Here is a 24,636-nt window from a genome sequence, read left to right as displayed (position 1 = left end):
GACGAGGCCTAACGGGCTTCGCCACCCGCATAGCTGGCATCGAGCAGCGCCGTGCCGAGGTCGCCGAGCTTCTGATAGTCATAGCTCGCGTTGGTGAGGACGATTACCGTGTGCCCGTCGGCAAGCACGCGGCGCGCGAGCATCCGGAAGCCGCCGTTCGAGCCATCCTCCCACGCCGCCTCGCGGTCCCTCCCCCCGATCTTCTCGATCCGCACCCGGCCACCCAGCGCATAATGCTGGTCGGGCATCAGCGTGGTCGTCAGCGCCTTGCGCGAGGCCGGGCTGAGAAATCTGCCGTCCAGCACCGCGTTCATCAGCACCAGCAGATCGGGCGCGCTGGTATAGAAACCGCCAGCCATCGCCATGAAATCAGGCACCGGGTTGGGCTTGCGCACCGGCTCGGGGACAAGCGCCGCATAGCCCTGCGCCATGCCCCGCACCGCGCCGGAATCGCCGCGATAGACGCCACTGTCCTTCAGCCCCAGCGGCCGGACCAGCAGCTGCTCGACCAGGGCGGCATAGGGCTTGCCGCTGATGCGCTCGGCAACGGCCTTTGCGATCAGCCAGTTGGAGTGCGAATAGTCCCATTCGGTGCCGGGCGCGAAAGCCAGGTCGCCGCTTGCGTAGCGCCGTACGGCCGCCATCTGCTCCATCTCGATGCCGCGCGTGGCGGGATCCTTGCGCGCCGCCTGGATATCGTTGGGCACGCCGCTCGAATGGCTCATCAGCCGCCGGAGCGTCAGCCGGGCACCGGTATCGGCGCGATAGTCGGGCAGGTAGCGGGTTATCGGTGCATCGAGGTCGAGCCTGCCCTGATCGACCAGCTTGAGGATCACGATCGAAGCGACCCATTTGGAAACCGATCCGGTCTCGAACCGCGTATTCGCCAGCATCGGCACACCATTCGCGGCATCCGCCCGGCCGATCCCTTCGACGAAGCGGACCTGCTTGCCGGTGCCGACCAGCGCGACGCCGTTGAAGCCATCACTGGCATCGACCAGGTCATGATAGGATTGCGCGGTACAGGGCGTCGCCAAGCCAAGCGCCAGCACCGTCCCCGCGATCTTCAAGCCCCGCATACGCCACTCCCATGCCCGCGAACCTCGCAAGCATGTCATGGCGATGCGGATCGTTCAACTACAACTGTAGTCGAACATCTCAGGCGACGCGGAAGCTCGCCCCGAACAGCAGCACCTCTGCATCCGGCGGGCTGACCTGGAGCACGCCGCCGCCCTGGGTCACCAGCGCATGGACAAGATAGGCCGCCGCCGCGCGCGGGGTGATCGGCACATCGTCCTTGCCGCCGGCCAGCGCGCTGCGCAGCTCGGGATCGAGCACGATGCGCGGGCCGTCGGCGCGCACCACGATCTCGATATTCCCGTCGACGATCTCGGCGCCGATATCGAGCTGACCGCCGCGGATCAGTGCGTCGCCGCCGATCAGCGACAGGTTCATCAGCACCTTGATCGCCTGCTTGGGGAGGACAGGATCCTCGACCATCCAGCCGACATTGACGCGGTGGTTCTCGCCGAACAGCCCTTCGATCGCCGCCTGCGCCTCGCGCGTATCCACCGTCTCGCCGAAACCACCGGCCGCGCCGAAGGCCAGGCGGAAGAACTTCAGCTTGTTGGCACTCGCCTTGGCGCTCTCGTTGAGTAGTTCCAGGCAGCGCGCGCGCATCTCGGGATCATGCTCGTCGGCGAGCAGCTCCAGCCCATTGTTGAGCGCCCCCACCGGGCTCAGCAAATCGTGGCAGAGCCGCGAGCAGAGCAGGCTGGCGAAGTCGGTCGGGCTGATGTTCAAGATGAAGGCTCCCCGCAAGGTCGAACCTCTTTGGCGCAGGGCGCGCCATGCTGCAAGCGCGTGCCTGACACGCGACCTAGGTCGTAGCTGTACGCACCGCCCGGGTAACGCTACCACCGACGGAAAATAGAATGTGGGAGAGCATATGCGACAGGTCCTGCCCATCCTCGCCGCGCTGCTGGTCGTGCAGCCCCTGCCCGCCCTGGCGCAGGAGAAACCGGCCGCCACGGCGACGTTCCGGATCGACAAGGCGCGCATCGATCGCGCGCTCGCCGATATGGTGGCCAGCGGCCGCGCCACCGGCGTCGAGGCGCTGGTCTGGAAGGATGGGCGCGAAGTCTATTTCGGCGCCACCGGCCTGGCCGATCGCGAGGCGAACCGGCCGTTCAGCCGCGACACGCTGGTGCAGATTTATTCGATGACCAAGCCGGTCACCGGCATCGCTCTGATGCAGCTCTGGGAACAGGGCAGGTTCGGGCTCGACGATCCCCTTTCCCGCTATCTCCCCGAATTCGCGACGATGCTCGTGCAGGACGGCACCGATGCGCAGGGCCAGCCGGTCTGGCGCCCCTCGAAGCGTCCGGTAACCGTCCGCGACGTGCTTCGCCATACGGCTGGCTTCGCCTATGGCGATGGCCCGAGCAACGCGGAGAAGGCCTTTGCCGCCGCCGATCCGCTTGGCCTCGATCATGATCTGGCCGAGTTCGGGCACCGCCTCGCGCACACGCCGCTGATCTTCGAACCCGGCAGCGAATGGCGATATAGTTCGGCAGTCGACGTGCAGGCGCTGCTCGTCGAGAAGCTCTCCGGCCAGAAGTTCGAGGACTATGTCCGCGAGCACATCCTCCAGCCGCTCGGCATCAAGGAAGCGGCCTGGACTCAGCCGATGGAACGGCTCGATCGCTTTGCCGCGACCTATATCCTCGGCGCCGACAAGAAGCTGACGCGCGAAGCGGACTCCATCACCCGCCAGCGCAATTTCCCCAAGCCGGCGATGACCATGGGCGGTGCCGGCATCGTCGCGCCGATCGACGATTACATGCGCTTCGCCCGCATGTTGCTCGGCCAGGGCAGCCTTGACGGCGTGCGCATCCTCAAACCCGCCACCGTGCGGCTGATGGCCACCAACCAGCTCGATCCCCGGATCAAGGAGCGGAGCTGGCTACCCGGAAAGGGCAATGTCGGCTTCGGCTTCGATTTCGCGGTGCGCGTAGGCCAGCCGCTGACGCCTGACGAACAGCGCGGTGCGGTCGGCGAGTTCTTCTGGGACGGCGCGGCCTCCACCCTGTTCTGGGTCGATCCCGCCAACAAGCTGGCGGCCGTGTTCTTCGTCCAGACCAAGCCCTTCCAGGTCTCGCTCCACCGCGACTTCCGCAAGGCAGTCTACGGTGAAGCGTATCTGGGACCGCCCGGAGACTAGCCTAGACGACCCTGCGGCCCGTGAAGAGCTGGATCAGGCCGACCACGATGGCGATCACCAGCAGCAGATGGATGATCCCACCGGCGACGTGGAAGGTGAAGCCCAGCAGCCACAAGACCAGCAGGATGACAACGACGGTCCAAAGCATCGGCACGCTCTCCATTTAGAGTTTTCCCATCAACGGGTTGCGCGAGCGAAACGTTCCAGCGACCTGCGGTTTTTCCGGATTACGCCAGTTTGGCTGCTTCCTGCTATGACGGGCCCGGACGGGCATGGGCCCGGCATCCGGAAGGATCATGGTAGGCAGGGCCGCACAAAGACAGGCTGAGACGTTATCCGGGGGCCGCTGGGCGGCTCTCGGCGCGTCACGCCTGCCCGCCTGGCTCGCCGGGATCAGCTGCCTGATCCTGTCGCTGCCCACGATCGGCTGGCTGCTCGGCATTCCGGTGCTGCGCGGGTTCGGCGATCCGAACTATGCGGTCGCGCCGCTCGTTGCGTTCATCGGCTGCAGCGTGACGCTTGCCACCTTCCTGGTGGTGATCGGCCAGCCCAGGCTGGCGCGGATCGCCCTGATCCCCGCCGGTCTGCTGCTCGGCCTTGCGGTGGTGCAGTATCTGACCGGCGCGTTCGCCCTGGAGCGGCTGTTCTTCTACGACACCGTCTTGCGGATGGGCGTGCGCAACCACGGCGTTCTTCCCGGTGGAACCGCCGCGATGCAGACCGCTGGTGCGCTGGCTGCGCTGGGCGTCACTTCGAACCGGCGCATTCACCAGATCATCGGCGTCATCCTCGCCAGTGCGACGATCGCGCTTACCCTGCTGGCGACCGCCGCATTGCTCGCCGCGGGCGGCGCCACGCCCGGGTTTCTCGGGCGCTCGGCGATCTCGACCATGCTGGCGCTCGCCCCCGCCACCGCGCTGATCCTCTACGCGATGCGCCGCCAGCCCGGCGAGCGAAGCTGGTCGCTGCTGTCGCAGCTGGCGCCCGCGATCATCATCCTCCCGGTCATCCCGTCCCTGCTCGGCTTCGTCACCGTCCAGTCCGGGCTGCTCGGCTTCAATGCGGCGCAGTTCCTGGTTCTCACTCTCGACGTGGTGATCCTCGCCTGGGTGCTGGCCCGCGCGGTCCGCCATTCCGAGGCGCAGAGCCGCGCGCTCGCCATCCGCGAGGCGAAGCTTAGCGCGGTGCTGGCGATGGTGCCCGACGCGGTGGTGCTGATCAACGAAAGCGGCACGATCCTCGATTTCAGCAAGGCAGCCGAGAAGCTGTGGGGCTATTCGGCGGACGAAGTGGTCGGCCAGCCGGTCACCATGCTCGCCCCCGCCGCCAACAGCGTTCGCTACGAAGGCGAGCTCGCCGGCCTGCGCGGACGCGAGCTGCGCCCGGCCGATGCCGAGCCGCTCAGCGCGGTCGGGCTGCGCCGCGACGGATCGACCTTTCCGGTCGAAGTCCGCGCCGGCCGCGTCGAGACCGGGGACGAAGAGTGCCTGACGGTCTTCATCCGCGACATGTCCACCCAGTTCGGCATCGACGACCAGGTCGCCCAGCTCAACGCCGAGCTCGCCCATCTCGCCCGCCAGAGCGCCATGGGCGAGGCCGCCGCCGATCTCGCGCACGAGCTCAACCAGCCGCTCACCGCCGCCGCCAACTATCTCTCCGCCGCCGCGATGGTCGCCAAGGTCAGCGGTACCGAGGGGCCGGGCACCGAACTGGTCGGCAACGCCCGCGAGCAGGTGATGCAGGCCGGCGAGATCATCCGCCGCTTGCGCAGCTTCACCGAGCGCAACGATACCGAGCGCAGCGTCGAGCCGATGCGCCCGCTGATCGAGGACGCGGTGCGACTGGTGCTGGTCGGCTCCGGCCGCCTCGCCGCCCAGATCGACTATCAGGTCGACCCGGACAATCTCAGCGCATTTGTCGATCGCGTCCAGGTCCAGCAGGTCCTGGTCAACCTGCTGCGCAATGCGCTGGAGGCGTTGCGCAAGGCGGGCACCGAGGATCCGCAGATCCGGATCACCGCCCATGCCGCGGACGACCAGATGATCGAGATCGAGTGCCGCGACAATGGCCCCGGGCTGCCGCCGGAGACACTGAACCAGCTCTTCCAGCGCTTCTCGGCCAACAGCACGAGCGAGGGCATGGGCATCGGCCTGTCGATCTCGAAGCGCATCGTCGAGCTGCATGGCGGCGTGTTCGCCGCCGCCAATGATCCGGCGGGCGGCGCGGTGTTCACCTTCACCCTGCCGACGCTCGAGGGCGGCGACACGCCCGAAGGCTAGGCGAAGTCGCGTGCCGACAGGCGGACTTCCCGCCCGGGCACGATCCGCACCGTCCGCGCCTTGCCGCCCAGATGGACCTCGCGCGTTCCGGCAATGGCGCCGCGCAGCCGCGCCTGCTCCAGCTTCCCATTCCGCCAGGAAAGGTCGATCGTGCAGCCACCCCGCGTACGCAGGCCGTTCACCCTGCCCTCGCGCCATGCCCCCGGCAGCGCCGGCAGCAGGTCGATCCGCGCACCGCGGTTCTGCACCAGCATCTCGACGATCCCTGCCGCGCCGCCGAAATTGCCGTCGATCTGGAAGGGCGGATGCGCGTCGAACATGTTGGGATAGGTGCGCTCGGGCCCGAGCAGGAACTTCAGGATCCCGTGCGCATGGTCGCCGTCGCGCAGCCTCGCCCACAGGTTGATCCGCCACGCCGTCGCCCATCCGGTCGCCTTGTCGCCGCGGATCTCGAGGCTGCGTTTCGCCGCCGCCGCGAGTTCGGGCGTGCGCTCCGGATCGATCTGGTAGCTCGGATAGAGCCCGTAGAGGTGCGAGACATGCCGGTGGTGGACATCCTCGGCATCGCCGTCCCAGTCGAACGGCCATTCCTGCAGCTGGCCCTGCCTGCCCACCCGCATCGGCGGCAGCTTGGCCCGGGCCGCCTCGATCTCGCGCACCAGCGCCGCATCGCGCCCGAGCACGCCGGCAGCCGCAACCGTCTGGTCGAACAGGTCCCGCAATATCTGGCTGTCCATCGTCGGCGCGAAGATCAGCGACGAGCCATGGCCATGCCCGTTCTCGGGCGAGAGCGAGGGGTTGGTGACCAGGTGCCCGGTCTCGGCATCGACCTGCAGCGTATCGAGGAAGAACCGGCAGGCCCCCGCCAGGATCGGCCAGATCGACTCCAGATACGCGCGGTCCGGCGCGTACTCGTACCGCTCCCATAGGTGCGTGCAGAGCCACGCCCCGCCCATCGGCCACAGCCCGTATTTTGCCCCGTCGATCGGCGCGGTCGCCCGCCATAGATCGGTATTGTGATGGCATACCCAGCCCCGCGCGCCGTACATGTCGCGTGCCGTCTTCGCCCCCGTCTCGGCGATCTCGCGGACCAGCTGGACCAGCGGCTCCGCGCACTCGGCCAGGTTGGTGGTGTGCGCCGGCCAGTAGTTCATCTCGGTATTGATGTTGATCGTGTACTTGCTGCCCCAGGGCGGGCTCGGCTTGTCGTTCCAGATGCCCTGGAGGTTCGCCGCCTGCGTTCCCGGCCGTGACGAGCAGATCAGCAAATAGCGCGCGTACTGAAAGTAGAGCGCCGCCAGCGCCGGATCGTCGCTGCTCTCGGACTCGCGGATGCGCCGGTCGGTTGGCAGCGCCGCTGCCGGGGTACTGCCCAGGTCGAGCGTCACCCGCTGGAACAGCCGGCGATGCTCGGCCGCCGTCGCCGCGGCGAGCGCGGCAAAGCCCTTGCCCCGCGCCGCCGCGATCTGGCGCGTGGTGATCGCGGTCGGATCGCCGCTGACATCGTCATAGCGCTTGTAGCTGGTCGCCATCGCGATCCGCAGCGTCACGCCATCGGCACCCTCGACCACCAGCGCATCGCCCTCGGCACGCACCCGCCCGCCTCTGGCTTCGACTTCCACCCGCGCCTCGAAGCGCAGCGCGCCCGCGATCGCGCCATGCGGATCATTCTGCCCGCTCAATACCAGCGCGTTCCCGTCGGCCCGCATCGTCCATTTCTTCTCGGGCGAGGTGAAGGAGAGCCGGCAGGAAACCGCGCCCGGCCGGCTGGCACCCAGTTCCACCGCGATCACCTGGTCGACCGGCGAGGCGATCACCCGGCGGCGATAGGTCACGCCGTCGATCGCGAACACCGTCTCGGCCAGCGCCGCGTCGAGGTCGAGGCTGCGCCGATACCCGGTCGCCCGTACCGCATCGAGCCCGGGCATCGCGATCCCCAGGCTGCCGATCGCCTGGTACGCCGCCTGCCGAAGCGGCGTCGCCATCAGCTTCTCGTTCGCAAGCTTCTCCGCCTCGGCGAACCTGCCCTCGAAGATCAGCCGTCGCACCTCGGGCAGCGCCGCCTTCGCCGCCGGATTGACCGGATCATAGGGGCCGCCAGCCCAGAGCGTATCCTCGTTGAGCTGCAGCCGTTCCTCGCCGATCCCGCCGAACACCATTGCGCCGATCCGGCCATTGCCGATCGGCAGCGCCTCGGTCCATTCCCTGGCCGGCTGTTCGTACCAGAGCAGGTTCGCAGCAGCGGCCGCACGCTTCGCCCGGGCCCTCGGAGCGGCCAGCGCGGCCCCCGCGACCGCGAACAGCCCCATCGCCCCGCGCCTGTCGAACGCCCAGTCCCGCATTGCCCTCTCCTGCTCGATTTTGCGGCGATGATACCGCTATCATCGCTATTGGCAACGCAGCGCCGCGCCCGACAAGTTGCGACAATTTCGCCCCCGTTCCGAGAAACCCGCGCGACAGCCTGGGCCTAATCCTTCCTCATCCAGACATCACTGGAGCGGAGAAAAGGCATGATGAAACTGAAATTCGCCGCGCTGCTCGCAGCCAGCGCCCTCACCTTCGGCACCGGCGCCGCGATAGCGGCTCCGCAGGACCGCACCCCGCCCAAGGCGGAACGGCGCGCGCCGCGCCAAAACCCGATGGACCTCAACAAGGACGGCTTCGTCAGCAAGGACGAGTGGATGAAGGCCGCCGCCGCCCGCTTCGAGAAGTTCGACGTCAGCAAGGACGGCAAGCTCTCCCGCGAGGAGATCCGCTTCGGCCGCTTCGAGCAGCATCGCAAGCACGGCCGCGGCCATGGCTTCCACCGCGGCGGTCGCGGCGGCCCTGAGCGCGGCCCGCATGGCGGCCCCGGTTTCGGTCCCGGCCGTGAAGGCCCCGGCGGCCCCGGCCACCACCGCATGGGTCCGCCGCCGCCGCCGCCCGCCGATGCACCCGCTCCGGCAGCGCCTGCACCGGGCAACTGAGCTTGCCTATCCGCCGGCTCGACAGACCTGCTTCCCCGGCGAAAGCCGGGGCCCAGGGTCACAAGCGAGCCGGCAGAGAAACCCTGGGCCCCGGCTTTCGCCGGGGAACGGGATAGCGCGATGGCGGGCTCCCTAAACCAGCTCCACCACCATCATATCGAAGCGTCCGTGGAGCCCACCCCGCTCCACGGCACGCCAGGCGGTGATCGCGTTGAACCCGTCGATGAGCCACAGCTTGCCGTCGGGCGCCGCCATCTCGGCATCGACAAGCGACGGCGTGGGATCGCAGCTCGGATGCGAATGCCAGTACCCAACCAGCCTGGGCCCGCCCGCCCGCTCGGCACGCAGCGCGGCGAACAGGGCTGCGGGGTCTATCTCGAAATGCCGATCCGGCGCTTCGTGAACATTTTCAACAGCTTGAAAGCTATCGATCCGATCTTCGGAACCGAACAGCAGCCCGCACGCTTCGTTCGGCGCCGCATCTGCGGAAATCTGCCGAATACCGATCAGTACATATCTTGAAATCTCGATCCTCATGCCCATCTACGATAAAACATGAATCCGGGGGTTTCCATCATCGAAGCACGCATCGCGGACACAGCCGATGGCTGGCGTCTGGATCGTGCGCTCGCCGACGCCGTGCCGACAATGTCGCGCGAACGGCTGAAGGTGCTGATCTCGTCCGGCGCGGTCACCGGCCCCCAGGGCCTTGTCCGCGATCCGGCGAAGAAGGCGGCCGGCGGGGCGCTGTTCAGCGTCGCGGTGCCTGCCCCCACCCCCGCGCACAACGAGGCGCAGGAGATCCCGCTCAACATCGTCTATGAAGACGAGCACCTGATCGTGATCGACAAGCAGGCCGGGCTGGTCGTTCATCCCGCCGCCGGCAACCTCGACGGGACTTTGGTCAACGCGCTGCTGCATCACTGCCAAGGCTCGCTTTCGGGCATCGGTGGCGAAGCACGCCCCGGGATCGTCCACCGGATCGACAAGGACACGTCGGGCCTGATGGTCGCCGCCAAGCATGACCGGGCGCATGAAGGGCTGGCCCGCCAGTTCAAGGCGCACTCGATCGATCGGCGCTACAAGGCTATCGTGTCGGGGCAGGTCCGTCTGCTGGAAGGCACGGTCGATGCGCCGCTCGCCCGCTCGCCGCACAATCGCAAGAAGGTTGCGATCGTGAAGAACGGCAAGCGCGCGGTCACCCATTGGCGCAAGGTCAGGGACCTGCACGAGGCCGCGCTGGTCGAATGCAGGCTGGAGACGGGCCGTACCCATCAGGTGCGGGTTCACATGGCCTCTTTGGGTCATCCGCTGGTCGGCGATCCGGTGTATGGCAGTGTCCGCAAGGCGCACCGTGAACTTTTGGAAACCCTGAATTTCCGGCGCCAGGCCTTGCACGCGGCTCACCTGGGGTTCATCCACCCCATCAATAGTACCGCTTTGGCGTTCGAAAGCGAAATCCCTGCCGACATGCAGGAACTGTTCGATAACCTCATCGTATGATTTCCGGCGGCACTGGCTTCGGCTATGTGCGCCTTAGTGAAAGGGAGAAATGATCATGGCAAGCGGAAGCAACGTCCCGGCGACGATCCCCGCGCTTGGTGGTGAGCAGAGCCTCAACCGCTATCTGGCCGAGATCAAGAAGTTTCCGATCCTGAGCCCCGAGCAGGAATATATGCTCGCCAAGCGCTTTCAGGAGCATGGCGACACCGATGCCGCGGCCCAGCTGGTCACCTCGCACCTGCGTCTCGTGGCGAAGATCGCCATGGGCTATCGCGGCTATGGCCTGCCCGTCTCCGAGCTGATCTCGGAAGGCAATATCGGCCTGATGCAGGGCGTGAAGAAGTTCGAGCCCGAAAGGGGTTTCCGCCTGGCGACCTATGCCATGTGGTGGATCCGCGCCTCGATCCAGGAATTCATCCTGCGTTCGTGGAGCCTCGTGAAGATGGGCACCACCGCCGCGCAGAAGAAGCTGTTCTTCAACCTGCGCCGGATGAAGGCCAAGCTCGACGCGTTCGAGGACGGCGATCTCAGCCCCGAGCACCTCACCAAGATCGCCACCGATCTCGGCGTCACCGAGGAGGAAGTCACCTCGATGAACCGTCGCATGGCGATGGGCGGCGATACGTCGCTCAACGTGCCGATGCGCGAGGATGGCGAGGGCCAGTGGCAGGATTGGCTCGCTGACGACAGCGCGCTCCAGGACGAGCAGGTTGCCGAGGCACAGGAAGCCGATGTCCGCCACGAGATGCTCGTGTCGGCGATGGAAGACCTCAACGAGCGTGAGCGTCACATCCTTACCGAGCGCCGCCTGACCGACGATCCCAAGACCCTCGAGGAACTCTCGCAGGTCTATGACGTCAGCCGCGAGCGCGTGCGCCAGATCGAGGTGCGCGCGTTCGAGAAGCTGCAGAAGGCGATGATGCGCATCGCCGGCGAGAAGCGCCTGCTCACTGCCTGACGGACGACGTGGGGGATCAGGATCGCGATACCGGCGCGGAGGCTCCGCGCCAGCCTGAGGCGTCGGCGGACATCCCGCCGGCGCCTTCCGCGTCTGCGCCGCGCCCGCGCGACTGGACGCCGCGCGCGACCACGGCCGGGCAGCCGGAGGAACTTGGCGTCTCGCCGATGCCAGACCTGCGCCCGCTCGGCGAAGAACCCGATCCCTTTGCGTCTCGCCGCGAAGAAGCGCCTCGCCCCATTCCGGCGCAGGAAGAAATCAAGCCGCAGCGCCCGCGCAAGCCGCTGCTCCGCCGCATCCTGTTCTGGATCCTCAAGGCGATCCTGCTCTTCATCGCCGTCTCGGTCGGCATGGTGGTGATCTACAAGTTCGTGCCCCCGCCGATCACCTGGACGCAGATCGGCGACATCTTCTCGGGCCACGGGGTCACCAAGCGCTGGATGTCGATCGACCGGATCGATCCGAACATGCCGCGCGCCGCGATCGCCGCCGAGGATGCGCGCTTCTGCTCGCATCACGGGTTCGATTTCACGGCGATCGAGCAGGCCTATGCCCGCAATGCCACCGGCAAGAAGAAGATCCGCGGCGGCTCGACGATCAGCCAGCAAACCGCGAAGAACGTCTTCCTGTTCCAGGGCGGCGGCTATGCCCGCAAGGCGCTCGAGGCGTATTTCACGGTGCTGATCGAGAATATCTGGGGCAAGCGCCGGATCATGGAAGTCTATCTCAACGTCGCGGAGACGGGGATCGGCACCTATGGCGTCAATGCCGGCGCTTTACGCTACTTCAAGCACGACGCTTCGAATCTCTCCCCACGCGAGGCGGCACAAGTCGCTGCGGTGCTGCCATTGCCCAAGAAGCGGGCCGGCATCGATCCGCGCGGCTTCACCCGGCGCTATGGCAATGCGATCACCGCGCGCATCGGCACGGTGCGCGGCGACGGCCTGGACAGCTGCATCCGCTGATGGCGCCGATCCGCATCGCCGCCGCGCTGATCGACGATGGCGCGGGGAATATGCTGCTGGTCCGCAAGGCAGGTACCTCGGCCTATATGCAAGCCGGCGGCAAGATCGAACCGGGCGAAACCCCGCTCGAAGCACTCCGCCGCGAATTGGCCGAGGAGATCGGCCTGGCGATCAGCGAGGCGCGCCCGCTCGGCTGCTTCCAGTCTCCCGCAGCCAACGAGCCCGGCCGCGTGGTCGAGGCGGAGCTGTTCCACCTCACCGCCCCGCACGAGCCGAGCGCCGCGGCGGAAATAGCGGAAGCGCGATGGGTGCCGATCGCCGAGGCCGCGGCCTTGCCCCTCGCCCCGATGACCCGCACCCATGTCCTGCCGATCGCGCTCGGCCTGATCGAACCTTACTGAATCTTGTTGGCGGCGTCCTTGGCGGCGTCGCCCACGTCCTTTGCCGCGCCGCCGACATCCTTGGCCGCCTGGGAGACGGCATCGGTCTTGGCGTTCTCGCGGTTGTTCTGGTTGAACAGATAGACCGCGCCGATCACCACCGCGATCAGCAGCACGAACCCGATCAACAGGCCCGCGCCACTGCCGCGGCGCTCGACGACAACGGTGCTGCCGCCACCCGTCTCGGTAACACGCTCGGCCGTCACGCCATCGGTACGCTCGGTAACTCGTTCCACCATTGCATCCTCCTCGATTATGCCGTCAGCAACCGAGAAAGCCTTGCAATGGTTCCGGAAATCAGAAGGGCAGCTTGAAGCCCGGCGGCAGCGGCAGGCCGGCGGTCATCTTCGACATCGCTTCCTGCGACGCCGCATCTGCCTTGGCACGGGCATCGTTGAAGGCGGCTGCGAGCAAATCCTCGAGCATGCCCTTCTCGGCCGGGTTGAGCAGCGAATCGTCGATGTTCAGGCCGATGATCCGGCCCTTGGCCGATGCCTGAACCTTGACCAGCCCGCCGCCCGAGACACCCTCGACCTCGATATTGTCGAGATCGGCCTGCGCCTTGGTGAGTTCGGCCTGGACGTTCTGCGCCATGGCCATCATCTTTTCGAGATCCATTATACTTCCTAGCTTCCAGTCTTGGCCCAGCCGATCAGCTCGGCATCGGGAAAGGCTTCCATTGCGGCGGCAACCAGCGGCGAGGCGAGTACCGCATCACGCTCGGCCTGCTCGCTCGCCGCCTGCTCCTCGCGGAGCGTCATCGCCTGCGCCGGCACGTCGACACAGGCAAGCTTCCAGTTGGTGCCGGTCAACTCCTTGAGCGCGGCGCCCAGCTCCTTCATGAAATCGAACGGCAGCGGCTTCGCAGCAGCGAACTCGACTTCCATGCCCTCGAAACGCACCGGCCGCAGATAGTCGCGCACCTGGGTGGCAAGCTGGTAGCGCTTCTTCTCCTCCAGATAATCGGCGAGCTGGCCGAGCGAGGTCGGCATGGCCGAGCCGTTTGTACCGGAAGGAGCGGGAGCAGCGCCGCCCGAAATGGTCACGCTGCCGCTGGCGATCTGGCGGGCAAGCTCGCCCGGATCGGGCAGCTGCGAGGCGTGGATGACGCGCAGCAGCGCCATTTCCGCGGCCTCGATCGGCAGCACCGCCCTGGCGACTTCGTCATGCCCGCGCAGCACCAGCTGCCACAGCCGGTGCAGCGCCGGGAAGCTCAGTCCCGCCGCCCAGCGCTCAAGTGACTTCAGCTCCTCGGCCGACTGGCCCGAATTGGCATCGGTGCCGAGCTTGGCGAGCGTCACCGCATGCACGGTCTCCAGCAGCGTGCGCAGCACGGCCTGCGGATCGACACCCAAGTCATACTGGCCGCGCAGCGAAGCCAGTGCGCCCTGCGCGTCGCCCTCCAGCAGCAGTCCGAACAAGGTGCGGATCGCGCCACGATCGGACAGGCCGAGCATCTGGCGCACCGCCTCCGCCTTCACGCCTTCGCCTTCCAGGCCCGCATGGGCGATGGCCTGGTCGAGGATCGACAAGCCGTCGCGCGCCGAACCTTCGGCAGCCCGGGAGATCAGCGCCAGCGCTTCCGGCTCCGCCTCGAAACCTTCGGCCTGAGTCACCTTGGCGAAATGCTCGGCGAGCAGCTCGGCCGGGATGCGGCGCAAGTCGAAGCGCTGGCAGCGCGACAACACCGTCACCGGCACCTTGTTCACCTCGGTGGTGGCGAACAGGAACTTCACATGCGCCGGCGGCTCCTCGAGCGTCTTGAGCAGCGCGTTGAACGCGCTCTTCGACAGCATGTGGACTTCGTCGATGATGTAGATCTTGTAGCGCGCCGAGACCGCCGAATAACGCGACGCCTCGATGATCTCGCGGACGTCGTCGACGCCGGTATGGCTGGCGGCATCCATCTCGATCACGTCGATATGGCGGCCCTCGGCAATCGCGCGGCACGGCTCGCAGACGCCGCACGGGTCGATCGTCGGCCCGCCCTGCCCGTCCGGACCGATGCAGTTGAGCGCCTTGGCGATCAGGCGCGCGGTCGAGGTCTTGCCGACCCCGCGGACCCCAGTGAGCAGGAAGGCGTGCGCCAGCCGGTCGCGCTTGATCGCGTTGCCCAGCGTGGTGACCATCGCATCCTGCCCGATCAGCTCGGAAAAGGTCTGCGGACGGTATTTGCGCGCGAGCACCCGATAGGCGTTGTCACGCGGCTGCGCGGGTTCGTCGAGGCCAAGGAAGGAATCGGACATGCCATCCGTTCCTAGCGTGTTCCAACCGCCACGTCCAAGCCGATGCTCGCCGCAAAGGCGGTTAAAAGAGGCTGTCGATGTGCGGAAAGGTGGGAGCCGGAACGACCCGCAGCGAAATCGTTGTGGCTGCTTCGTTCCCGATCTGACCAGGTTGGCGACGACTACGTCCGCCCGACTCCCGCGGCGCATATGGGCAAGTTCAAGCGGTTAGGCAAGGGCGGGAACGCGGCGCACGTTCCCGCCCCCGTTCAATCAGCGATAATAGCGCACCCGGCGGCACACCCGCTGGCGGTGACCATGGCGCCACACGGTCTTGCAGACGCTGCGATAATAGGAGCGCTTGCGCACGTGATGCGGCCGGTGATGCTGGAAGTCCGGCTGCGCCGCGACCGCGGGAGCGGCCGGCGCGGCGGCGGCACTGGCGGCCGGAATGGCGAGCGTCGCGGCGGCGGCGGCCGCAAGGATCGGAAGAAGCTTCATAGTTTCTCTCTCCTGCTGGCGGGAGAAAACCCGCATGGGCGGAAACCGGAACGATCGTTTCGGTTCCATGTGCGATCCTGAAACAGGACGGATTGCGCCGGGCTGAATGTCTGGCGCATTGCTGGAGTGTGTAAAATCTGGCGACAGGGCCCTGCATGGTCGCTTCCCCGGCCCCGAGATGCTAGCCGGCGCGAATGGACAAGGTGAAAATCCGGCGTTTCGAACCCGCCGACCAGGACGGCGTGGCCACGCTGATCGTATCGATCCAGAATGAGGAGTTCGGGATCGCGATCACCGCCGAGGACCAGCCCGATCTCCAGGAGATCCCCGAATTCTACCAGCGCGACTCAGGCGATTTCTGGGTCGCCGAGACCGCGGACGGCGAAGTGGTCGGCACGATCGCGCTCAGGGACATCGGCGACGGCGCGGGCGCCCTGCGCAAGATGTTCATCCATCCCGAACATCGCGGCGCGCGGGGCCTGGCAAGGGCACTGCTCGATACGCTGCTGGCGCATGCCCGCGCGCTGCAGCTGTCCCGCATCTATCTGGGCACCACCGATCGCTTCCTCGCCGCGCATCGCTTCTACGCCCGAAACGGCTTCGCGCTGATCGACCACACACTGCTGCCGCCCACCTTCCCCCGGATGATGGTGGACACGCGCTTCTACGCGCTGACGCTCTAGCGCCCCTGCATGTCGCGGTGCCCGGTGGGCATCCGCACCACCAGCCCGTCCATCTCCGGCGTGAGCAGGATCTGGCAGGCGAGCCGGCTGGTGCGCACCGCGCCCACTGCGAGATCGAGCATATCCTCTTCCTCTTCGGCGGCACGGGGCAGCCGGGCGAAGTGTTCGGGATCGACGATCACATGGCAGGTCGAGCAGGCCATCTGCCCCTCGCAGGTGCCCTCCAGCGGCTGCCCGTCATTCTGCGCGACCTCGAGCAGGCGGAACCCTTCTTCGGCCTGGACCTCATGGCGGTCGATGCCATCGGCGCTGACAAAGGTGACGCGGATCATGCCGCGCGGCTCTGCGCGCGGGCGGCAGAAACGATCCGGTCGATCGCGCCCATCAACTCGTCCTCGCTGGTGTAGCGGCCATAGCCGATGCGGATGCTCGAGCGCGCCTGTGCATCGCTCAGCCCGATCGCCTGCAGCACATGGCTGGGTCGTCCGGAACCGCTGGCGCAGGCCGAGCCGGCGGAGAAGGCAATATCGCGCAGGTCCGAGATCAGCCGCGCGACGTCGAGACCGTCATGGCGCAGGTTGAGATTGCCCGGATAGCGGTCCTCCTGCGCGCCGTTCAGGATCCAGTCGCCCGCGATCCGGTTGAGCGCCGCGCGATAGAGCTGCTCGGCATGCGCGTGATCGGCGCCGAAACGCTGCTTGGCCACCCGGACCGCCGCGCCGAACCCCGCGCACAGCGCCGGCGACAGCGTCCCCGAGCGGCCCGCGGGCTCCTGCCCACCGCCATGCAGCAGCGGCTCCAGCGTCACACCGTCGCGAATCCACAGCGCACCCACACCCTTGGGGCCGTGGATCTTGTGCGCCGATACCGCGATCAGGTCGCAGCCATCGGGGATCAGTACCCGGCCATAGCCCTGCACCGCGTCGCACAAGAACAGCGCGCCTGCCTGGCGGGCGAGATGCGCCAGTTCCTCGATCGGCTGGATCACGCCGATCTCGTTGTTGACCAGCATCGCGGCGACCAGCCCGACACCCGGCTTGATCGCCGCGCGCGCCGCGGCGAGGTCGACCAGCCCTTCGGGGCCCACGGGCAGCACGGTCGCGTCCCTGCCCTTGCGCGCCTCGGCCGCCACCGTGTCGAGCACCGCGGCATGTTCGGTGGCGATCGTCACGATCCCGCCAGTCGTGCCCTTGATCGCCCAGTTGAGCGCTTCGGTCGCGCCGCTGGTGAAGCTCACCGCCCCGCCCGGCGGCAGCAGCCCGGCGACATCGTCGCGTGCCACTTCCACCGCCGCCTTCGCCGCGCGGCCCGGCGCATGTGCGGAATGCGGATTGGCGAAATTGCCCTCCAGCAGCGGCAGCATCGCGGCCAGTGCCTCGGGGGCGAGCGGCGTGGTCGCCTGATAATCGAGATAGGTCATGCCGCTCTGGTTCTGGCCTCGATCGCGATCTGACGCCAGAGCGTCGTGAAGGCATCGACCTCCGCTTCGGTGGTTCCGCGCCCGAAGCTGACCCGCACCACCTCGCGCAACGCCGGCTCCTCCCAGCCCATCGCGGAGAGCACATGGCTGGGCCGCATGCTGCCCGAGGAACAGGCGCTGCCGGCGGATACCGAGATGCCGGCCATGTCGAAGCGGATCAGCTGCGCGGCGGAGGAGACGCCCGGCATCCGGTACGCGCCGATCAACGGGCTACGCGAAGTGGCGGCACCGACGACTTCGCCGCCCTCCGCCAAGATCGCCGCCTCAAGCCGGGCGCGAAGCGCGGCCATCCGCTCAAGGTCCTCGGGCACCGACACCGCGGCTGCATAGCCGAGTGCGCCGGGAAGGTTCTCGGTCCCGGCGCGATAGCCCTTTTCCTGCCCGCCCATCGGCAGCAGCGTGCCGAAGTCACGGACCAGCAAGGCGCCGATGCCGGGCGGCCCGCCGCGCTTGTGGGCGGAGACCGCGACCAGGTCGGCATGGCGCAGCACCGCCGCCGATGCCCGTACCGGCATCTGCGCCGCGTCGACCAGCAATATCCCGCCCGCAGCGTGCACGATCCCCGCGATCGCCTCGATCGGCTGGATGACGCCGGTCTCGCTGTTGGTCCGCTGCACGCCGACCAGTGCGCGCGGACCTTGGGCCAGCGCCGCCTCCAGCGCATCGAGCCTCAGCACGCCGTTGCCATCCACCGGCAGCACCTGCGCGCCTTCCGAATGGCGCAGCACCGAATCATGCTCGACCGCGCTGATCAGCCGCCGCTCGGCCATCGACCGCGTAAGCGCCATGTGCAGCGATTCGCTCGCGCCGCCGGTGAACACCAGCTCATGCGCCCAGCCATAGGCGGCCGCGACCTCGGCCCGCGCCTTTTCCAGCGCGGCACGGGCAGCCCTGCCTTCGGCATGGGGGGAGCTGGGATTGGCCCAATGGCGCATTCCCGCCTCAACCGCCGCCATTGCCTCGGCCAGCATCGGGGTAGTCGCGGCATGATCCAGATAGATTCGCTCGGCCAAGTTGCTCTCGTAATAATTGCGTAAAGCAGCGCGGTGCCTATATAGCGCCCAACTCACCGCGCTCCACTGCGCGCCTCAAATTCTACAGGGACACGCCTTGCCCGAAGTCATTTTCCCCGGCCCCGAAGGGCGCCTCGAAGGCCGTTTCGCACCCGCGCCCAAGCCGCGCGCGCCGGTCGCCATGATCCTCCACCCGCATCCCAATGCGGGCGGCACGATGAACAACCGCATCGTCCAGGAACTCTACAAGACCTTCCAGCGCCGCGGCTTCGCGACGCTCCGCTTCAATTTCCGCGGGGTCGGCAAGAGCCAGGGCACGTTCGACAACGGCATCGGCGAACTGTCCGACGCCGCCTCGGCGCTCGACTGGGTGCAGAGCTTCCACCCGGAAGCCAGCTCGACCTGGGTCGCCGGCTTCGGCTTCGGCGCCTGGATCGGCATGCAGCTGCTGATGCGCCGCCCGGAGATCCGCGGCTTCATCTCGGTCGCGCCGCCGGCGAACATGTTCGACTTCACCTTCCTCGCTCCCTGCCCGTCCTCGGGCATCATCATCCAGGGCGAGAATGACGAGGTGGTCACGCCGGGCGCGGTCCAGAAGCTGGTCGACAAGCTGCGCACCCAGAAGCACATCACCATCCATCACGACACCATCCCGGGCGCGAACCACTTCTTCGAGCACGAGATGGACGATCTGATGAAGAGCGTGGACAAGTATCTGGACATGCGGCTCGACCCCAATTCGCCGATCCGCTGAGCATTTCACGGGCGCGGGGCTGAGCTCCGCGCCCGGCACCGCGTCAGCGACAGCGCGAAGACCAGTCCGGCCGCCACCGCTCCCACCGCGTACCAGGGAAGCACCGCCGGATCGAAACGGGCGCCGGTAAGCCCGATTCCGAAACCACGCGAATATGCCGCCGGGACCAGCCCCAGCGTGAGCAGCATCGCCGCAAGCGCGCCCAGCGCCGCCCGCAAGCTCAGCTGCCCGATCCGGATACGCGTCGCCAGCCAGAAGCAGAGGATCAGCAGCGCGCCGAGCAGCAGCTTGGCCACCGGCCCGATATCGTCACCCATCTGCCACGTCTTTGCCGGCAGCCGATCCAGCCCATGTCGCTCGAAGGCGATCAACAGTCCCGGCAGGAACACCGCCGTTGCCCAGCCGAACAGCCACGCCGGCCCGCTGCACTTGAGATCGCTCAGCCGCATCTTTGCCCCCTATTTCGCGGGAGGCTAACCTGAAATGCGGCGGCCGTCAGTCCTTCTTGAGGTTCTTCGCTCCGCCCGCGAGGATCGCCGCCGTCGCCTCATGCGCGCCGCGATAGGCTTCCTGGAACTCGGCGCTCCAATATTTGAGCCGATCGAGCGGGATCGGTTCGCCGCTGACGGCGCAGACGACATGGGTGCCCGGACGGATCACGTCGAAATCGGACGCGTCGTAATGGAGTTCGGCGATAGGAGACATGCAGCCCATCTAGGGGCTGATGGCCTGTACGCCAATGCTCAGCGCGCCAGTACCGCGTCGATCCAGCGATCCACCACCGCCGTGGCAGGATAGTTCGGGTCACCAAGCTGCCGATTGATCTGCATATGGCCGCGCAACCCGCGCCCCTCAAAACCCTGCACCGTCACCCGTGCCCCCGCCGCCTTGAGCACACGTCCCAGCGCTTCGGACTGGCGGGTGCCGTCCTCGCGCTGCACATGGAGGATCAGGAAGTCCCGTGCATTGGGTGCCGCGGCCTGCAGCGTCGGCGACAGCGCCCGCTGGCGCGCCGGATCGCTGCCGAACGCCGCCTGATAGGTCTTGCCCATCACCCGCGGCCCCTCGTCCATCTGGCGCCGCACGTCATAGGCGGCGCCGTCGAGCAGCACGACGCCGGCGATCCGGTCGAGCCCCCAGCCCGCCTTTTGCAGGTAACGCGGATCGGTGGCGACCAGCGCCGCGAGATGCGCACCGGCGCTATGTCCCATCACCACCACCCTGCCGGGATCAAAGCCGAGTTCACGGGTATGCTGCACCAGATATGCCAGCCCATCGGCGACATCCTGCGCCTGCTGCTCCACGGTCGCACCGGGCACCAGCCGATAGTTGATGCTGGCGAAGGCGAAGCCGCGCCCGGTGAAATGCGCCACCTTCTCCGCGCCCGTGGCGTTGCCCTTGTCACCGCGCTTCCAGCCGCCGCCATGGATGAACACCACCAGCGGCGCATCTGCCTTCGCACCCTTGTAGAAATCGAGCTTCTGCAGCTCCGCCGCGCCATAGGCGATCTCGCGCGCCGGCACCGATTGCGAAAGCGCGGGCGCAGCGGCGAGCAGTAACAGGGGAAACAGGAAAAGGGACTTTCGCATCGGCCACCTCGGATCGAACCAAATCGACCTGTCTAACGGTGCGCCCCGCGAAACCCTTCGGTCCCGCACGAGATTTCAGGCGCGCAGGATCAGCAGGTTGCCCAGGATCACCAGCGCGCAGACCCACATCAGGATCGCCTTGGTCCGGTCGGCACGGAACTGCCTCCACCCGCCCCATACGAGCAGGCCCATCGCGATCACCGCGATACTCAGCCAGAGTGGTTCGAGCGCCGGGTTCAGCATCAGCGGACGAGCAGCCAGATCACCAGCGCTATCGCCCCGATCACACCGCTGAAAAGCGCGATCATCTTCAGGTCGCCGCGATAGATGATCCGCAGCAGGCCCCAGAGGAAATAGCCGAGCCCGCGCGCGCCGACGCTCATCACATTGGCGATCACGGCGCCGAAGCGGTTGGACACGGGGTCAGTCTTTCCCGGCAAGGACTTGGGCATAGGCATCGGGATCGGCATTGCCGCCGGAAAGGATCACGAGCAAGCCCGGCTTCACATCGACCTTGCCCGCCAGCAATGCCGCCAGTGCCACCGCGCCGCCCGGCTCCACCACCACGCGCAGCTTCGCCGCCGCCCAGCGCTGCGCTGTCCGGATCTCGGCCTCACTAACGGCAAGACCGGTGGCGCCGCGCCGCGACAGCACGTCGAAGGTCAACGGCGAGACGCGCGTGGTCTGCAGCGCGTCACAAGCGGTCGGCGGAGGATTTTCGCCCACCGGTTCGATCCAGCCCGCCTCAAGGCTGCGGGTCATGTCGTCCCAGCCCTCGGGCTCGACCACGATGATCTCGGAATCGGGCAGCGCCAGCGCCAGGCCGGCCGCCAGCCCGCCACCGCCGCACGGCACGATGACATTGGCGGGATCGGGCAGCCGTGCCTCGACAATCTGGGTCATCGCCTCGATGCCGGCACTCCCCTGCCCCTCGATGATCCAGGGATCGTCGAAGCTCGGCACCAGGGTGGCACCCCGCGCATGGGCAAGATGCGCGGCGATCTTCTCGCGGCTCTCGGTCATCCGGTCATAGGAGACCACTTCGGCCCCCATCGCCAGCGTCGCGTCCCGCTTCACCTTCGGCGCGTCGGCCGGCATCACGATCACCGCCGGGATACCCAGCTTCTTCGCCGCCCAGGCGACGCCCTGGGCATGGTTTCCGGAGGAAAAGGCGACCACGCCCTTCTCGCGCGCATCATCATCCAATGCACTCAGTCGATGCCATGCGCCGCGGATCTTGAACGCGCCGATCGGCTGCAGGCACTCAGCCTTGAAGCACACCGGCACGCCCCGAATTTCCTGAACGAACAAAGGGGTTTGCGGCAGGATCCCAGCAACCTTGGCAGCGGCATCCCGGACCCCGGCCCGCGTTGGCTGTCGCACAATCGTCACACTTCACCCCCGCCGTAAAAATCCGGACGCGCGAATCGCTTTACACACCGGACCAACGTCCTTATGTGCCGCTCTCCCGCTGCCCCATGGGACTTCCAACCGCAAGGCAGCAAATGTCAACGATCGCCGTAAGGCACTTGGAGGTCCCTTGAGTTGCACCAGCATCATCGCGCGCTGGGGTTAGCACCCCTTTCGACCGCCGGCATCAACGTCACCGGCATCGACATCGCTAAGCAGGGTCCGGTTCAGCCGGTCACGCTCGTCCGTCCGCATGCTGCGGCACGGGCCGCACGGTTCTTCGTCGAGAAGTTCCCGGGCAAGGCCATGTATGCGGTAAAGGCGAACCCTTCGCCCGAACTGCTGCAGATCCTGTGGGAAAACGGCATCACCACCTATGATGTGGCGTCGATCGGCGAAGTTCGCCTGGTCGCCCGCACGCTGCCCGAAGCCACGCTCTGCTTCATGCATCCGGTCAAGGCCGAGGAAGCGATCGAAGAGGCGTACTTCACCCATGGCGTCCGCACCTTCTCGCTCGACAGCCTTGAGGAGCTGGAGAAGATCGTCCGCGCCACCAGCCGCGACGGCGTGACCGCGAGCGACCTGACGCTCTGCGTGCGCCTGCGCGTCTCGTCGGACCATTCGAAGCTGAGCCTCGCGTCGAAGTTCGGCGCCGGCCCGGGTGAAGCCGCCAAGCTGCTGTTCGAGACCCGCCAGGTCGCCGACGCGCTGGGCATCTGCTTCCATGTCGGGTCGCAGGCGATGTCGCCGGAAGCCTATTCGAACGCGATGGAGCGCGTGCGCCAGGCGATCATCGAGTCGGCGGTCACCGTGGACGTGATCGACGTCGGCGGCGGCTTCCCCTCGGTCTATCCGGGCATGACCCCGCCGCCGCTCGAAGCCTATTTCGAGACGATCCACCGCGCGTTCGAGAGCCTGCCGATCTCCTATTCGGCCGAGCTCTGGGCCGAGCCGGGCCGTGCGCTGTGCGCCGAGTACAGCTCGATCGTGGTGCGCGTGGAGCGTCGCCGCGGGGCGGAGCTGTACATCAACGACGGCGCCTATGGCGCGCTGTTCGACGCCGCGCATATCGACTGGAAGTTCCCGGTCGAGCTGCTGCGCGAACCGGAATCGAACGCCAAGGACGTCGAGTTCAGCTTCTACGGCCCGACCTGCGACGATCTCGATTACATGAAGGGTCCGTTCCTTCTGCCGGCGGATACCCGCGCGGGCGACTATTTCGAGATCGGCATGCTCGGCGCCTATGGCTCGGCGATGCGCACCGCGTTCAACGGCTTCGGCACCGACGCGACCGTTGTCGTGGCGGACGAACCGATGGCCTCGATGTATGTCGAGCTCGCGGAACGCCAGCCGGCGTGGAACGTCGTCAAGCTGTAACGCAACACACGCTACTACCACGTCGCCCCGGCCTTGAGCCGGGGTCCCGCTGCCTTTACAGGCGTCGATAAGCGGGACCCCGGCTCAGGGCCGGGGTGACGAATGCTTTGGGTTTCCGCGTCCCCTTTTCGAAATGACGGCGGCCAAGAAAGATGGGAGCAACCCCATGACGGACACCAACACGCTCAACAAGCAGGCGAGCGCCAACGCCCCGATCAACGACACCCGCAAGGCGGAGCTGCTGTCGAAGCAGGTCAAGCACATCGACATCACGTCGTTCGATGCGCGCCCGATCGTCGATGCGATGGCCGATATGAGCTTCACCAGCCGCGACCTCGGCCGCGCCACCAAGATCTACAACGAGATGCTGGCCGACAAGGACTGCACCGTCGTCCTGGTGATCGCCGGTTCGACCTCGGCCGGCGGCTGCATGGACCTCTATGCGGAGCTGGTGCGCAACAACATGGTCGACGTGATCGTCGCCACCGGCGCCACCATCGTCGACATGGATTTCTTCGAGGGCCTCGGCCACAAGCACTATCAGGCGCTCGAGATCCCCGACGACGACACGCTGCGCTCGCTTTACATCGACCGCATCTACGACACGTACATCGACGAGGAAGCGCTCCAGAACGTCGACCACACGATCTTCGAGATCGCCGAGACGCTCGAGCCCAAGGCCTATTCGAGCCGCGCGTTCATCCGCGAGATGGGCAAGTATCTCGTCGAGAACGGCAAGAAGGACAACAGCCTGGTCAAGCTCGCCTATGAGCATGACGTGCCGATCTTCTGCCCGGCGTTCGTCGACTCGTCGGCCGGCTTCGGCCTGGTCAAGCACCAGGTGGACCGCGCCAAGGAAGGCAAGCCCTACCTGCTGCTCGACGCGATCGCCGACTTCCGCGAGCTGACCGAGATCAAGATCCAGGCGGGCACCACCGGCTTGCTGATGATCGGCGGCGGCGTGCCGAAGAACTTCATCCAGGACACCGTCGTCTGCGCCGAGATTCTCGGCCATGACGATGTCGAGGTGCACAAGTACGCCGTGCAGATCACCGTCGCCGACGTGCGTGACGGCGCCTGCTCGTCCTCGACCCTTCAGGAAGCCGCCTCGTGGGGCAAGGTCAACACCGGCATCGAGCAGATGGTGTTCGCAGAAGCGGGCTCGGTCATGCCGCTGCTGGCGTCGGACGCCTATCACCGCGGCCACTGGCGCGAGCGCGTGAAGCGCGGCTGGGCGAAGCTGTTCGCCTGATCCTTTCCGCGGATCGCA

General features: G+C 67.0%; 29 protein-coding genes and 1 other RNA gene. 11 read left to right on the top strand and 19 right to left on the bottom strand.

Annotated elements, in window-relative coordinates; genetic code table 11:
- Window positions 1-8: 8 nt before the first annotated feature.
- Both O3305_RS01740 and O3305_RS01735 read right to left on the bottom strand, forming a co-directional pair.
- A complete protein-coding gene (locus O3305_RS01740; protein ID WP_269574891.1) occupies window positions 9-1,079 on the bottom strand; it encodes a serine hydrolase domain-containing protein in 1,071 nt (356 codons plus the stop codon).
- Window positions 1,080-1,158: 79 nt separating this feature from the next.
- Entirely contained in the window at window positions 1,159-1,803 is a 645-nt protein-coding gene (locus O3305_RS01735; RefSeq protein ID WP_184167433.1) for a histidine phosphotransferase family protein, read from the bottom strand.
- Between the two features lie 145 nt (window positions 1,804-1,948).
- Here O3305_RS01735 and O3305_RS01730 point away from each other — a divergent pair, with 145 nt between their 5' ends.
- Window positions 1,949-3,223 carry a serine hydrolase domain-containing protein gene (locus O3305_RS01730; protein WP_269574890.1) on the top strand — a complete coding sequence of 425 codons (1,275 nt, stop codon included), beginning with the start codon at window positions 1,949-1,951 and terminating at the stop codon, window positions 3,221-3,223.
- Window position 3,224: 1 nt separating this feature from the next.
- Here O3305_RS01730 and O3305_RS01725 read toward each other — a convergent pair whose 3' ends face one another.
- A complete protein-coding gene (locus O3305_RS01725; RefSeq protein ID WP_269574889.1) occupies window positions 3,225-3,371 on the bottom strand; it encodes a lmo0937 family membrane protein in 147 nt (48 codons plus the stop codon).
- 148 nt (window positions 3,372-3,519) lie between these two features.
- Here O3305_RS01725 and O3305_RS01720 point away from each other — a divergent pair, with 148 nt between their 5' ends.
- The gene (locus O3305_RS01720; RefSeq protein ID WP_269574888.1) at window positions 3,520-5,502 is read left to right on the top strand and encodes a PAS domain-containing sensor histidine kinase; all 1,983 of its coding nucleotides are present in this window, start codon (window positions 3,520-3,522) and stop codon (window positions 5,500-5,502) included.
- On the opposite strand, the gene O3305_RS01715 is transcribed toward O3305_RS01720, so the two are convergent.
- Window positions 5,499-7,844 carry a glycoside hydrolase family 95 protein gene (locus tag O3305_RS01715; RefSeq protein ID WP_269574887.1) on the bottom strand — a complete coding sequence of 782 codons (2,346 nt, stop codon included), beginning with the start codon at window positions 7,842-7,844 and terminating at the stop codon, window positions 5,499-5,501. The two genes, O3305_RS01720 and O3305_RS01715, sit on opposite strands and share 4 nt — an antisense overlap.
- 168 nt (window positions 7,845-8,012) lie before the next feature.
- Between O3305_RS01715 and O3305_RS01710 the strand changes: the two genes are divergently transcribed.
- Complete coding sequence (locus tag O3305_RS01710; RefSeq protein WP_269574886.1) at window positions 8,013-8,468, top strand: hypothetical protein; 456 nt, start codon at window positions 8,013-8,015, stop codon at window positions 8,466-8,468.
- A 132-nt stretch (window positions 8,469-8,600) separates the two neighbouring features.
- Here the strand turns inward: O3305_RS01710 and O3305_RS01705 are convergent, their stop codons facing one another.
- Complete coding sequence (locus tag O3305_RS01705; RefSeq protein ID WP_269574885.1) at window positions 8,601-9,005, bottom strand: M67 family metallopeptidase; 405 nt, start codon at window positions 9,003-9,005, stop codon at window positions 8,601-8,603.
- A gap of 18 nt (window positions 9,006-9,023) precedes the next feature.
- Between O3305_RS01705 and O3305_RS01700 the strand changes: the two genes are divergently transcribed.
- The 4 genes from O3305_RS01700 (at window position 9,024) to O3305_RS01685 (ending at window position 12,295) form a co-directional block, all read left to right on the top strand.
- Window positions 9,024-9,971, top strand: coding sequence for an RluA family pseudouridine synthase (locus tag O3305_RS01700; protein ID WP_269574884.1), 948 nt, complete (start codon window positions 9,024-9,026; stop codon window positions 9,969-9,971).
- A gap of 55 nt (window positions 9,972-10,026) precedes the next feature.
- A complete protein-coding gene (gene rpoH / locus O3305_RS01695) occupies window positions 10,027-10,929 on the top strand; it encodes an RNA polymerase sigma factor RpoH (protein WP_184167455.1) in 903 nt (300 codons plus the stop codon).
- Between the two features lie 167 nt (window positions 10,930-11,096).
- On the top strand, window positions 11,097-11,894 hold the full coding sequence (gene mtgA / locus O3305_RS01690) for a monofunctional biosynthetic peptidoglycan transglycosylase (RefSeq protein ID WP_184168330.1): 798 nt from the start codon (window positions 11,097-11,099) through the stop codon (window positions 11,892-11,894).
- Complete coding sequence (locus O3305_RS01685) at window positions 11,894-12,295, top strand: NUDIX hydrolase (RefSeq protein ID WP_269574883.1); 402 nt, start codon at window positions 11,894-11,896, stop codon at window positions 12,293-12,295. Before mtgA ends, O3305_RS01685 begins: the two co-directional genes overlap by 1 nt.
- On the opposite strand, the gene O3305_RS01680 is transcribed toward O3305_RS01685, so the two are convergent.
- The 5 genes from O3305_RS01680 to O3305_RS01660 form a co-directional block, all read right to left on the bottom strand.
- Window positions 12,289-12,573 (bottom strand): hypothetical protein, encoded by a 285-nt coding sequence (locus O3305_RS01680; protein WP_269574882.1) that lies wholly within the window; start codon window positions 12,571-12,573, stop codon window positions 12,289-12,291. The two genes, O3305_RS01685 and O3305_RS01680, sit on opposite strands and share 7 nt — an antisense overlap.
- A gap of 58 nt (window positions 12,574-12,631) precedes the next feature.
- Window positions 12,632-12,952 (bottom strand): YbaB/EbfC family nucleoid-associated protein, encoded by a 321-nt coding sequence (locus O3305_RS01675; RefSeq protein ID WP_221416264.1) that lies wholly within the window; start codon window positions 12,950-12,952, stop codon window positions 12,632-12,634.
- Window positions 12,953-12,960: 8 nt separating this feature from the next.
- Window positions 12,961-14,580 carry a DNA polymerase III subunit gamma/tau gene (locus O3305_RS01670; protein ID WP_269574881.1) on the bottom strand — a complete coding sequence of 540 codons (1,620 nt, stop codon included), beginning with the start codon at window positions 14,578-14,580 and terminating at the stop codon, window positions 12,961-12,963.
- Between the two features lie 85 nt (window positions 14,581-14,665).
- Window positions 14,666-14,763, bottom strand: an RNA gene (ffs, locus tag O3305_RS01665) — signal recognition particle sRNA small type.
- 69 nt (window positions 14,764-14,832) lie between these two features.
- On the bottom strand, window positions 14,833-15,060 hold the full coding sequence (locus O3305_RS01660; protein WP_269574880.1) for a hypothetical protein: 228 nt from the start codon (window positions 15,058-15,060) through the stop codon (window positions 14,833-14,835).
- A gap of 194 nt (window positions 15,061-15,254) precedes the next feature.
- Between O3305_RS01660 and O3305_RS01655 the strand changes: the two genes are divergently transcribed.
- Window positions 15,255-15,743, top strand: a complete 489-nt coding sequence (locus tag O3305_RS01655) for a GNAT family N-acetyltransferase (RefSeq protein WP_269574879.1) — start codon at window positions 15,255-15,257, stop codon at window positions 15,741-15,743.
- Here the strand turns inward: O3305_RS01655 and O3305_RS01650 are convergent.
- The 3 genes from O3305_RS01650 to O3305_RS01640 are packed head-to-tail and all read right to left on the bottom strand — an operon-like array spanning window position 15,740 to window position 18,236.
- Window positions 15,740-16,075 (bottom strand): 2Fe-2S iron-sulfur cluster-binding protein, encoded by a 336-nt coding sequence (locus O3305_RS01650; protein WP_269574878.1) that lies wholly within the window; start codon window positions 16,073-16,075, stop codon window positions 15,740-15,742. The genes O3305_RS01655 and O3305_RS01650 overlap by 4 nt on opposite strands.
- A complete protein-coding gene (locus tag O3305_RS01645; protein WP_269574877.1) occupies window positions 16,072-17,163 on the bottom strand; it encodes a cysteine desulfurase family protein in 1,092 nt (363 codons plus the stop codon). The genes O3305_RS01650 and O3305_RS01645 overlap by 4 nt, the downstream gene beginning before the upstream one ends.
- On the bottom strand, window positions 17,160-18,236 hold the full coding sequence (locus O3305_RS01640; protein WP_269574876.1) for a cysteine desulfurase family protein: 1,077 nt from the start codon (window positions 18,234-18,236) through the stop codon (window positions 17,160-17,162). Before O3305_RS01640 ends, O3305_RS01645 begins: the two co-directional genes overlap by 4 nt.
- Window positions 18,237-18,333: 97 nt before the next feature.
- Here O3305_RS01640 and O3305_RS01635 point away from each other — a divergent pair, with 97 nt between their 5' ends.
- Window positions 18,334-18,990 carry an alpha/beta hydrolase gene (locus tag O3305_RS01635; RefSeq protein WP_184167482.1) on the top strand — a complete coding sequence of 219 codons (657 nt, stop codon included), beginning with the start codon at window positions 18,334-18,336 and terminating at the stop codon, window positions 18,988-18,990.
- Between the two features lie 5 nt (window positions 18,991-18,995).
- On the opposite strand, the gene O3305_RS01630 is transcribed toward O3305_RS01635, so the two are convergent.
- From O3305_RS01630 to O3305_RS01605, 6 genes are all read right to left on the bottom strand, one after another.
- A complete protein-coding gene (locus O3305_RS01630) occupies window positions 18,996-19,439 on the bottom strand; it encodes a hypothetical protein (RefSeq protein WP_269574875.1) in 444 nt (147 codons plus the stop codon).
- A 46-nt stretch (window positions 19,440-19,485) separates the two neighbouring features.
- Window positions 19,486-19,695 (bottom strand): DUF2093 domain-containing protein, encoded by a 210-nt coding sequence (locus O3305_RS01625; protein ID WP_260396068.1) that lies wholly within the window; start codon window positions 19,693-19,695, stop codon window positions 19,486-19,488.
- 38 nt (window positions 19,696-19,733) lie between these two features.
- Complete coding sequence (locus O3305_RS01620; RefSeq protein WP_269574874.1) at window positions 19,734-20,579, bottom strand: alpha/beta hydrolase; 846 nt, start codon at window positions 20,577-20,579, stop codon at window positions 19,734-19,736.
- Window positions 20,580-20,654: 75 nt separating this feature from the next.
- The gene (locus O3305_RS01615; RefSeq protein WP_269574873.1) at window positions 20,655-20,822 is read right to left on the bottom strand and encodes a hypothetical protein; all 168 of its coding nucleotides are present in this window, start codon (window positions 20,820-20,822) and stop codon (window positions 20,655-20,657) included.
- A complete protein-coding gene (locus O3305_RS01610) occupies window positions 20,822-20,998 on the bottom strand; it encodes a hypothetical protein (RefSeq protein ID WP_269574872.1) in 177 nt (58 codons plus the stop codon). Before O3305_RS01610 ends, O3305_RS01615 begins: the two co-directional genes overlap by 1 nt.
- Before the next feature lie 4 nt (window positions 20,999-21,002).
- A complete protein-coding gene (locus O3305_RS01605; RefSeq protein ID WP_269574871.1) occupies window positions 21,003-21,971 on the bottom strand; it encodes a threonine ammonia-lyase in 969 nt (322 codons plus the stop codon).
- A 153-nt stretch (window positions 21,972-22,124) separates the two neighbouring features.
- Between O3305_RS01605 and O3305_RS01600 the strand changes: the two genes are divergently transcribed.
- On the top strand, window positions 22,125-23,366 hold the full coding sequence (locus tag O3305_RS01600) for a type III PLP-dependent enzyme (protein ID WP_269574870.1): 1,242 nt from the start codon (window positions 22,125-22,127) through the stop codon (window positions 23,364-23,366).
- A gap of 166 nt (window positions 23,367-23,532) precedes the next feature.
- Window positions 23,533-24,618, top strand: coding sequence for a 1,9-bis(guanidino)-5-aza-nonane synthase (locus O3305_RS01595; RefSeq protein ID WP_269574869.1), 1,086 nt, complete (start codon window positions 23,533-23,535; stop codon window positions 24,616-24,618).
- Window positions 24,619-24,636 lie beyond the last annotated feature (18 nt).

It is taken from the genome of Sphingomonas sp. NIBR02145 (assembly GCF_027359115.1).
GTDB lineage: Bacteria > Pseudomonadota > Alphaproteobacteria > Sphingomonadales > Sphingomonadaceae > Sphingomonas > Sphingomonas kyeonggiensis_A.
This window is presented reverse-complemented; position numbering and strand designations above follow the sequence as displayed.

Coding starts and splice junctions, on each gene's coding strand:
- O3305_RS01740 (WP_269574891.1), bottom strand. CDS start 1,079: ATGCGGGGCTTGAAGATCGCGGGGACGGTGCTGGCGCTTGGCTTGGCG.
- O3305_RS01730 (WP_269574890.1), top strand. CDS start 1,949: ATGCGACAGGTCCTGCCCATCCTCGCCGCGCTGCTGGTCGTGCAGCCC.
- O3305_RS01725 (WP_269574889.1), bottom strand. CDS start 3,371: ATGCTTTGGACCGTCGTTGTCATCCTGCTGGTCTTGTGGCTGCTGGGC.
- O3305_RS01720 (WP_269574888.1), top strand. CDS start 3,520: ATGGTAGGCAGGGCCGCACAAAGACAGGCTGAGACGTTATCCGGGGGC.
- O3305_RS01715 (WP_269574887.1), bottom strand. CDS start 7,844: ATGCGGGACTGGGCGTTCGACAGGCGCGGGGCGATGGGGCTGTTCGCG.
- O3305_RS01710 (WP_269574886.1), top strand. CDS start 8,013: ATGATGAAACTGAAATTCGCCGCGCTGCTCGCAGCCAGCGCCCTCACC.
- O3305_RS01705 (WP_269574885.1), bottom strand. CDS start 9,005: ATGAGGATCGAGATTTCAAGATATGTACTGATCGGTATTCGGCAGATT.
- O3305_RS01700 (WP_269574884.1), top strand. CDS start 9,024: ATGAATCCGGGGGTTTCCATCATCGAAGCACGCATCGCGGACACAGCC.
- rpoH (WP_184167455.1), top strand. CDS start 10,027: ATGGCAAGCGGAAGCAACGTCCCGGCGACGATCCCCGCGCTTGGTGGT.
- mtgA (WP_184168330.1), top strand. CDS start 11,097: ATGCCAGACCTGCGCCCGCTCGGCGAAGAACCCGATCCCTTTGCGTCT.
- O3305_RS01685 (WP_269574883.1), top strand. CDS start 11,894: ATGGCGCCGATCCGCATCGCCGCCGCGCTGATCGACGATGGCGCGGGG.
- O3305_RS01680 (WP_269574882.1), bottom strand. CDS start 12,573: ATGGTGGAACGAGTTACCGAGCGTACCGATGGCGTGACGGCCGAGCGT.
- O3305_RS01675 (WP_221416264.1), bottom strand. CDS start 12,952: ATGGATCTCGAAAAGATGATGGCCATGGCGCAGAACGTCCAGGCCGAA.
- O3305_RS01670 (WP_269574881.1), bottom strand. CDS start 14,580: ATGTCCGATTCCTTCCTTGGCCTCGACGAACCCGCGCAGCCGCGTGAC.
- O3305_RS01660 (WP_269574880.1), bottom strand. CDS start 15,060: ATGAAGCTTCTTCCGATCCTTGCGGCCGCCGCCGCCGCGACGCTCGCC.
- O3305_RS01655 (WP_269574879.1), top strand. CDS start 15,255: ATGGACAAGGTGAAAATCCGGCGTTTCGAACCCGCCGACCAGGACGGC.
- O3305_RS01650 (WP_269574878.1), bottom strand. CDS start 16,075: ATGATCCGCGTCACCTTTGTCAGCGCCGATGGCATCGACCGCCATGAG.
- O3305_RS01645 (WP_269574877.1), bottom strand. CDS start 17,163: ATGACCTATCTCGATTATCAGGCGACCACGCCGCTCGCCCCCGAGGCA.
- O3305_RS01630 (WP_269574875.1), bottom strand. CDS start 19,439: ATGCGGCTGAGCGATCTCAAGTGCAGCGGGCCGGCGTGGCTGTTCGGC.
- O3305_RS01625 (WP_260396068.1), bottom strand. CDS start 19,695: ATGTCTCCTATCGCCGAACTCCATTACGACGCGTCCGATTTCGACGTG.
- O3305_RS01620 (WP_269574874.1), bottom strand. CDS start 20,579: ATGCGAAAGTCCCTTTTCCTGTTTCCCCTGTTACTGCTCGCCGCTGCG.
- O3305_RS01615 (WP_269574873.1), bottom strand. CDS start 20,822: ATGCTGAACCCGGCGCTCGAACCACTCTGGCTGAGTATCGCGGTGATC.
- O3305_RS01595 (WP_269574869.1), top strand. CDS start 23,533: ATGACGGACACCAACACGCTCAACAAGCAGGCGAGCGCCAACGCCCCG.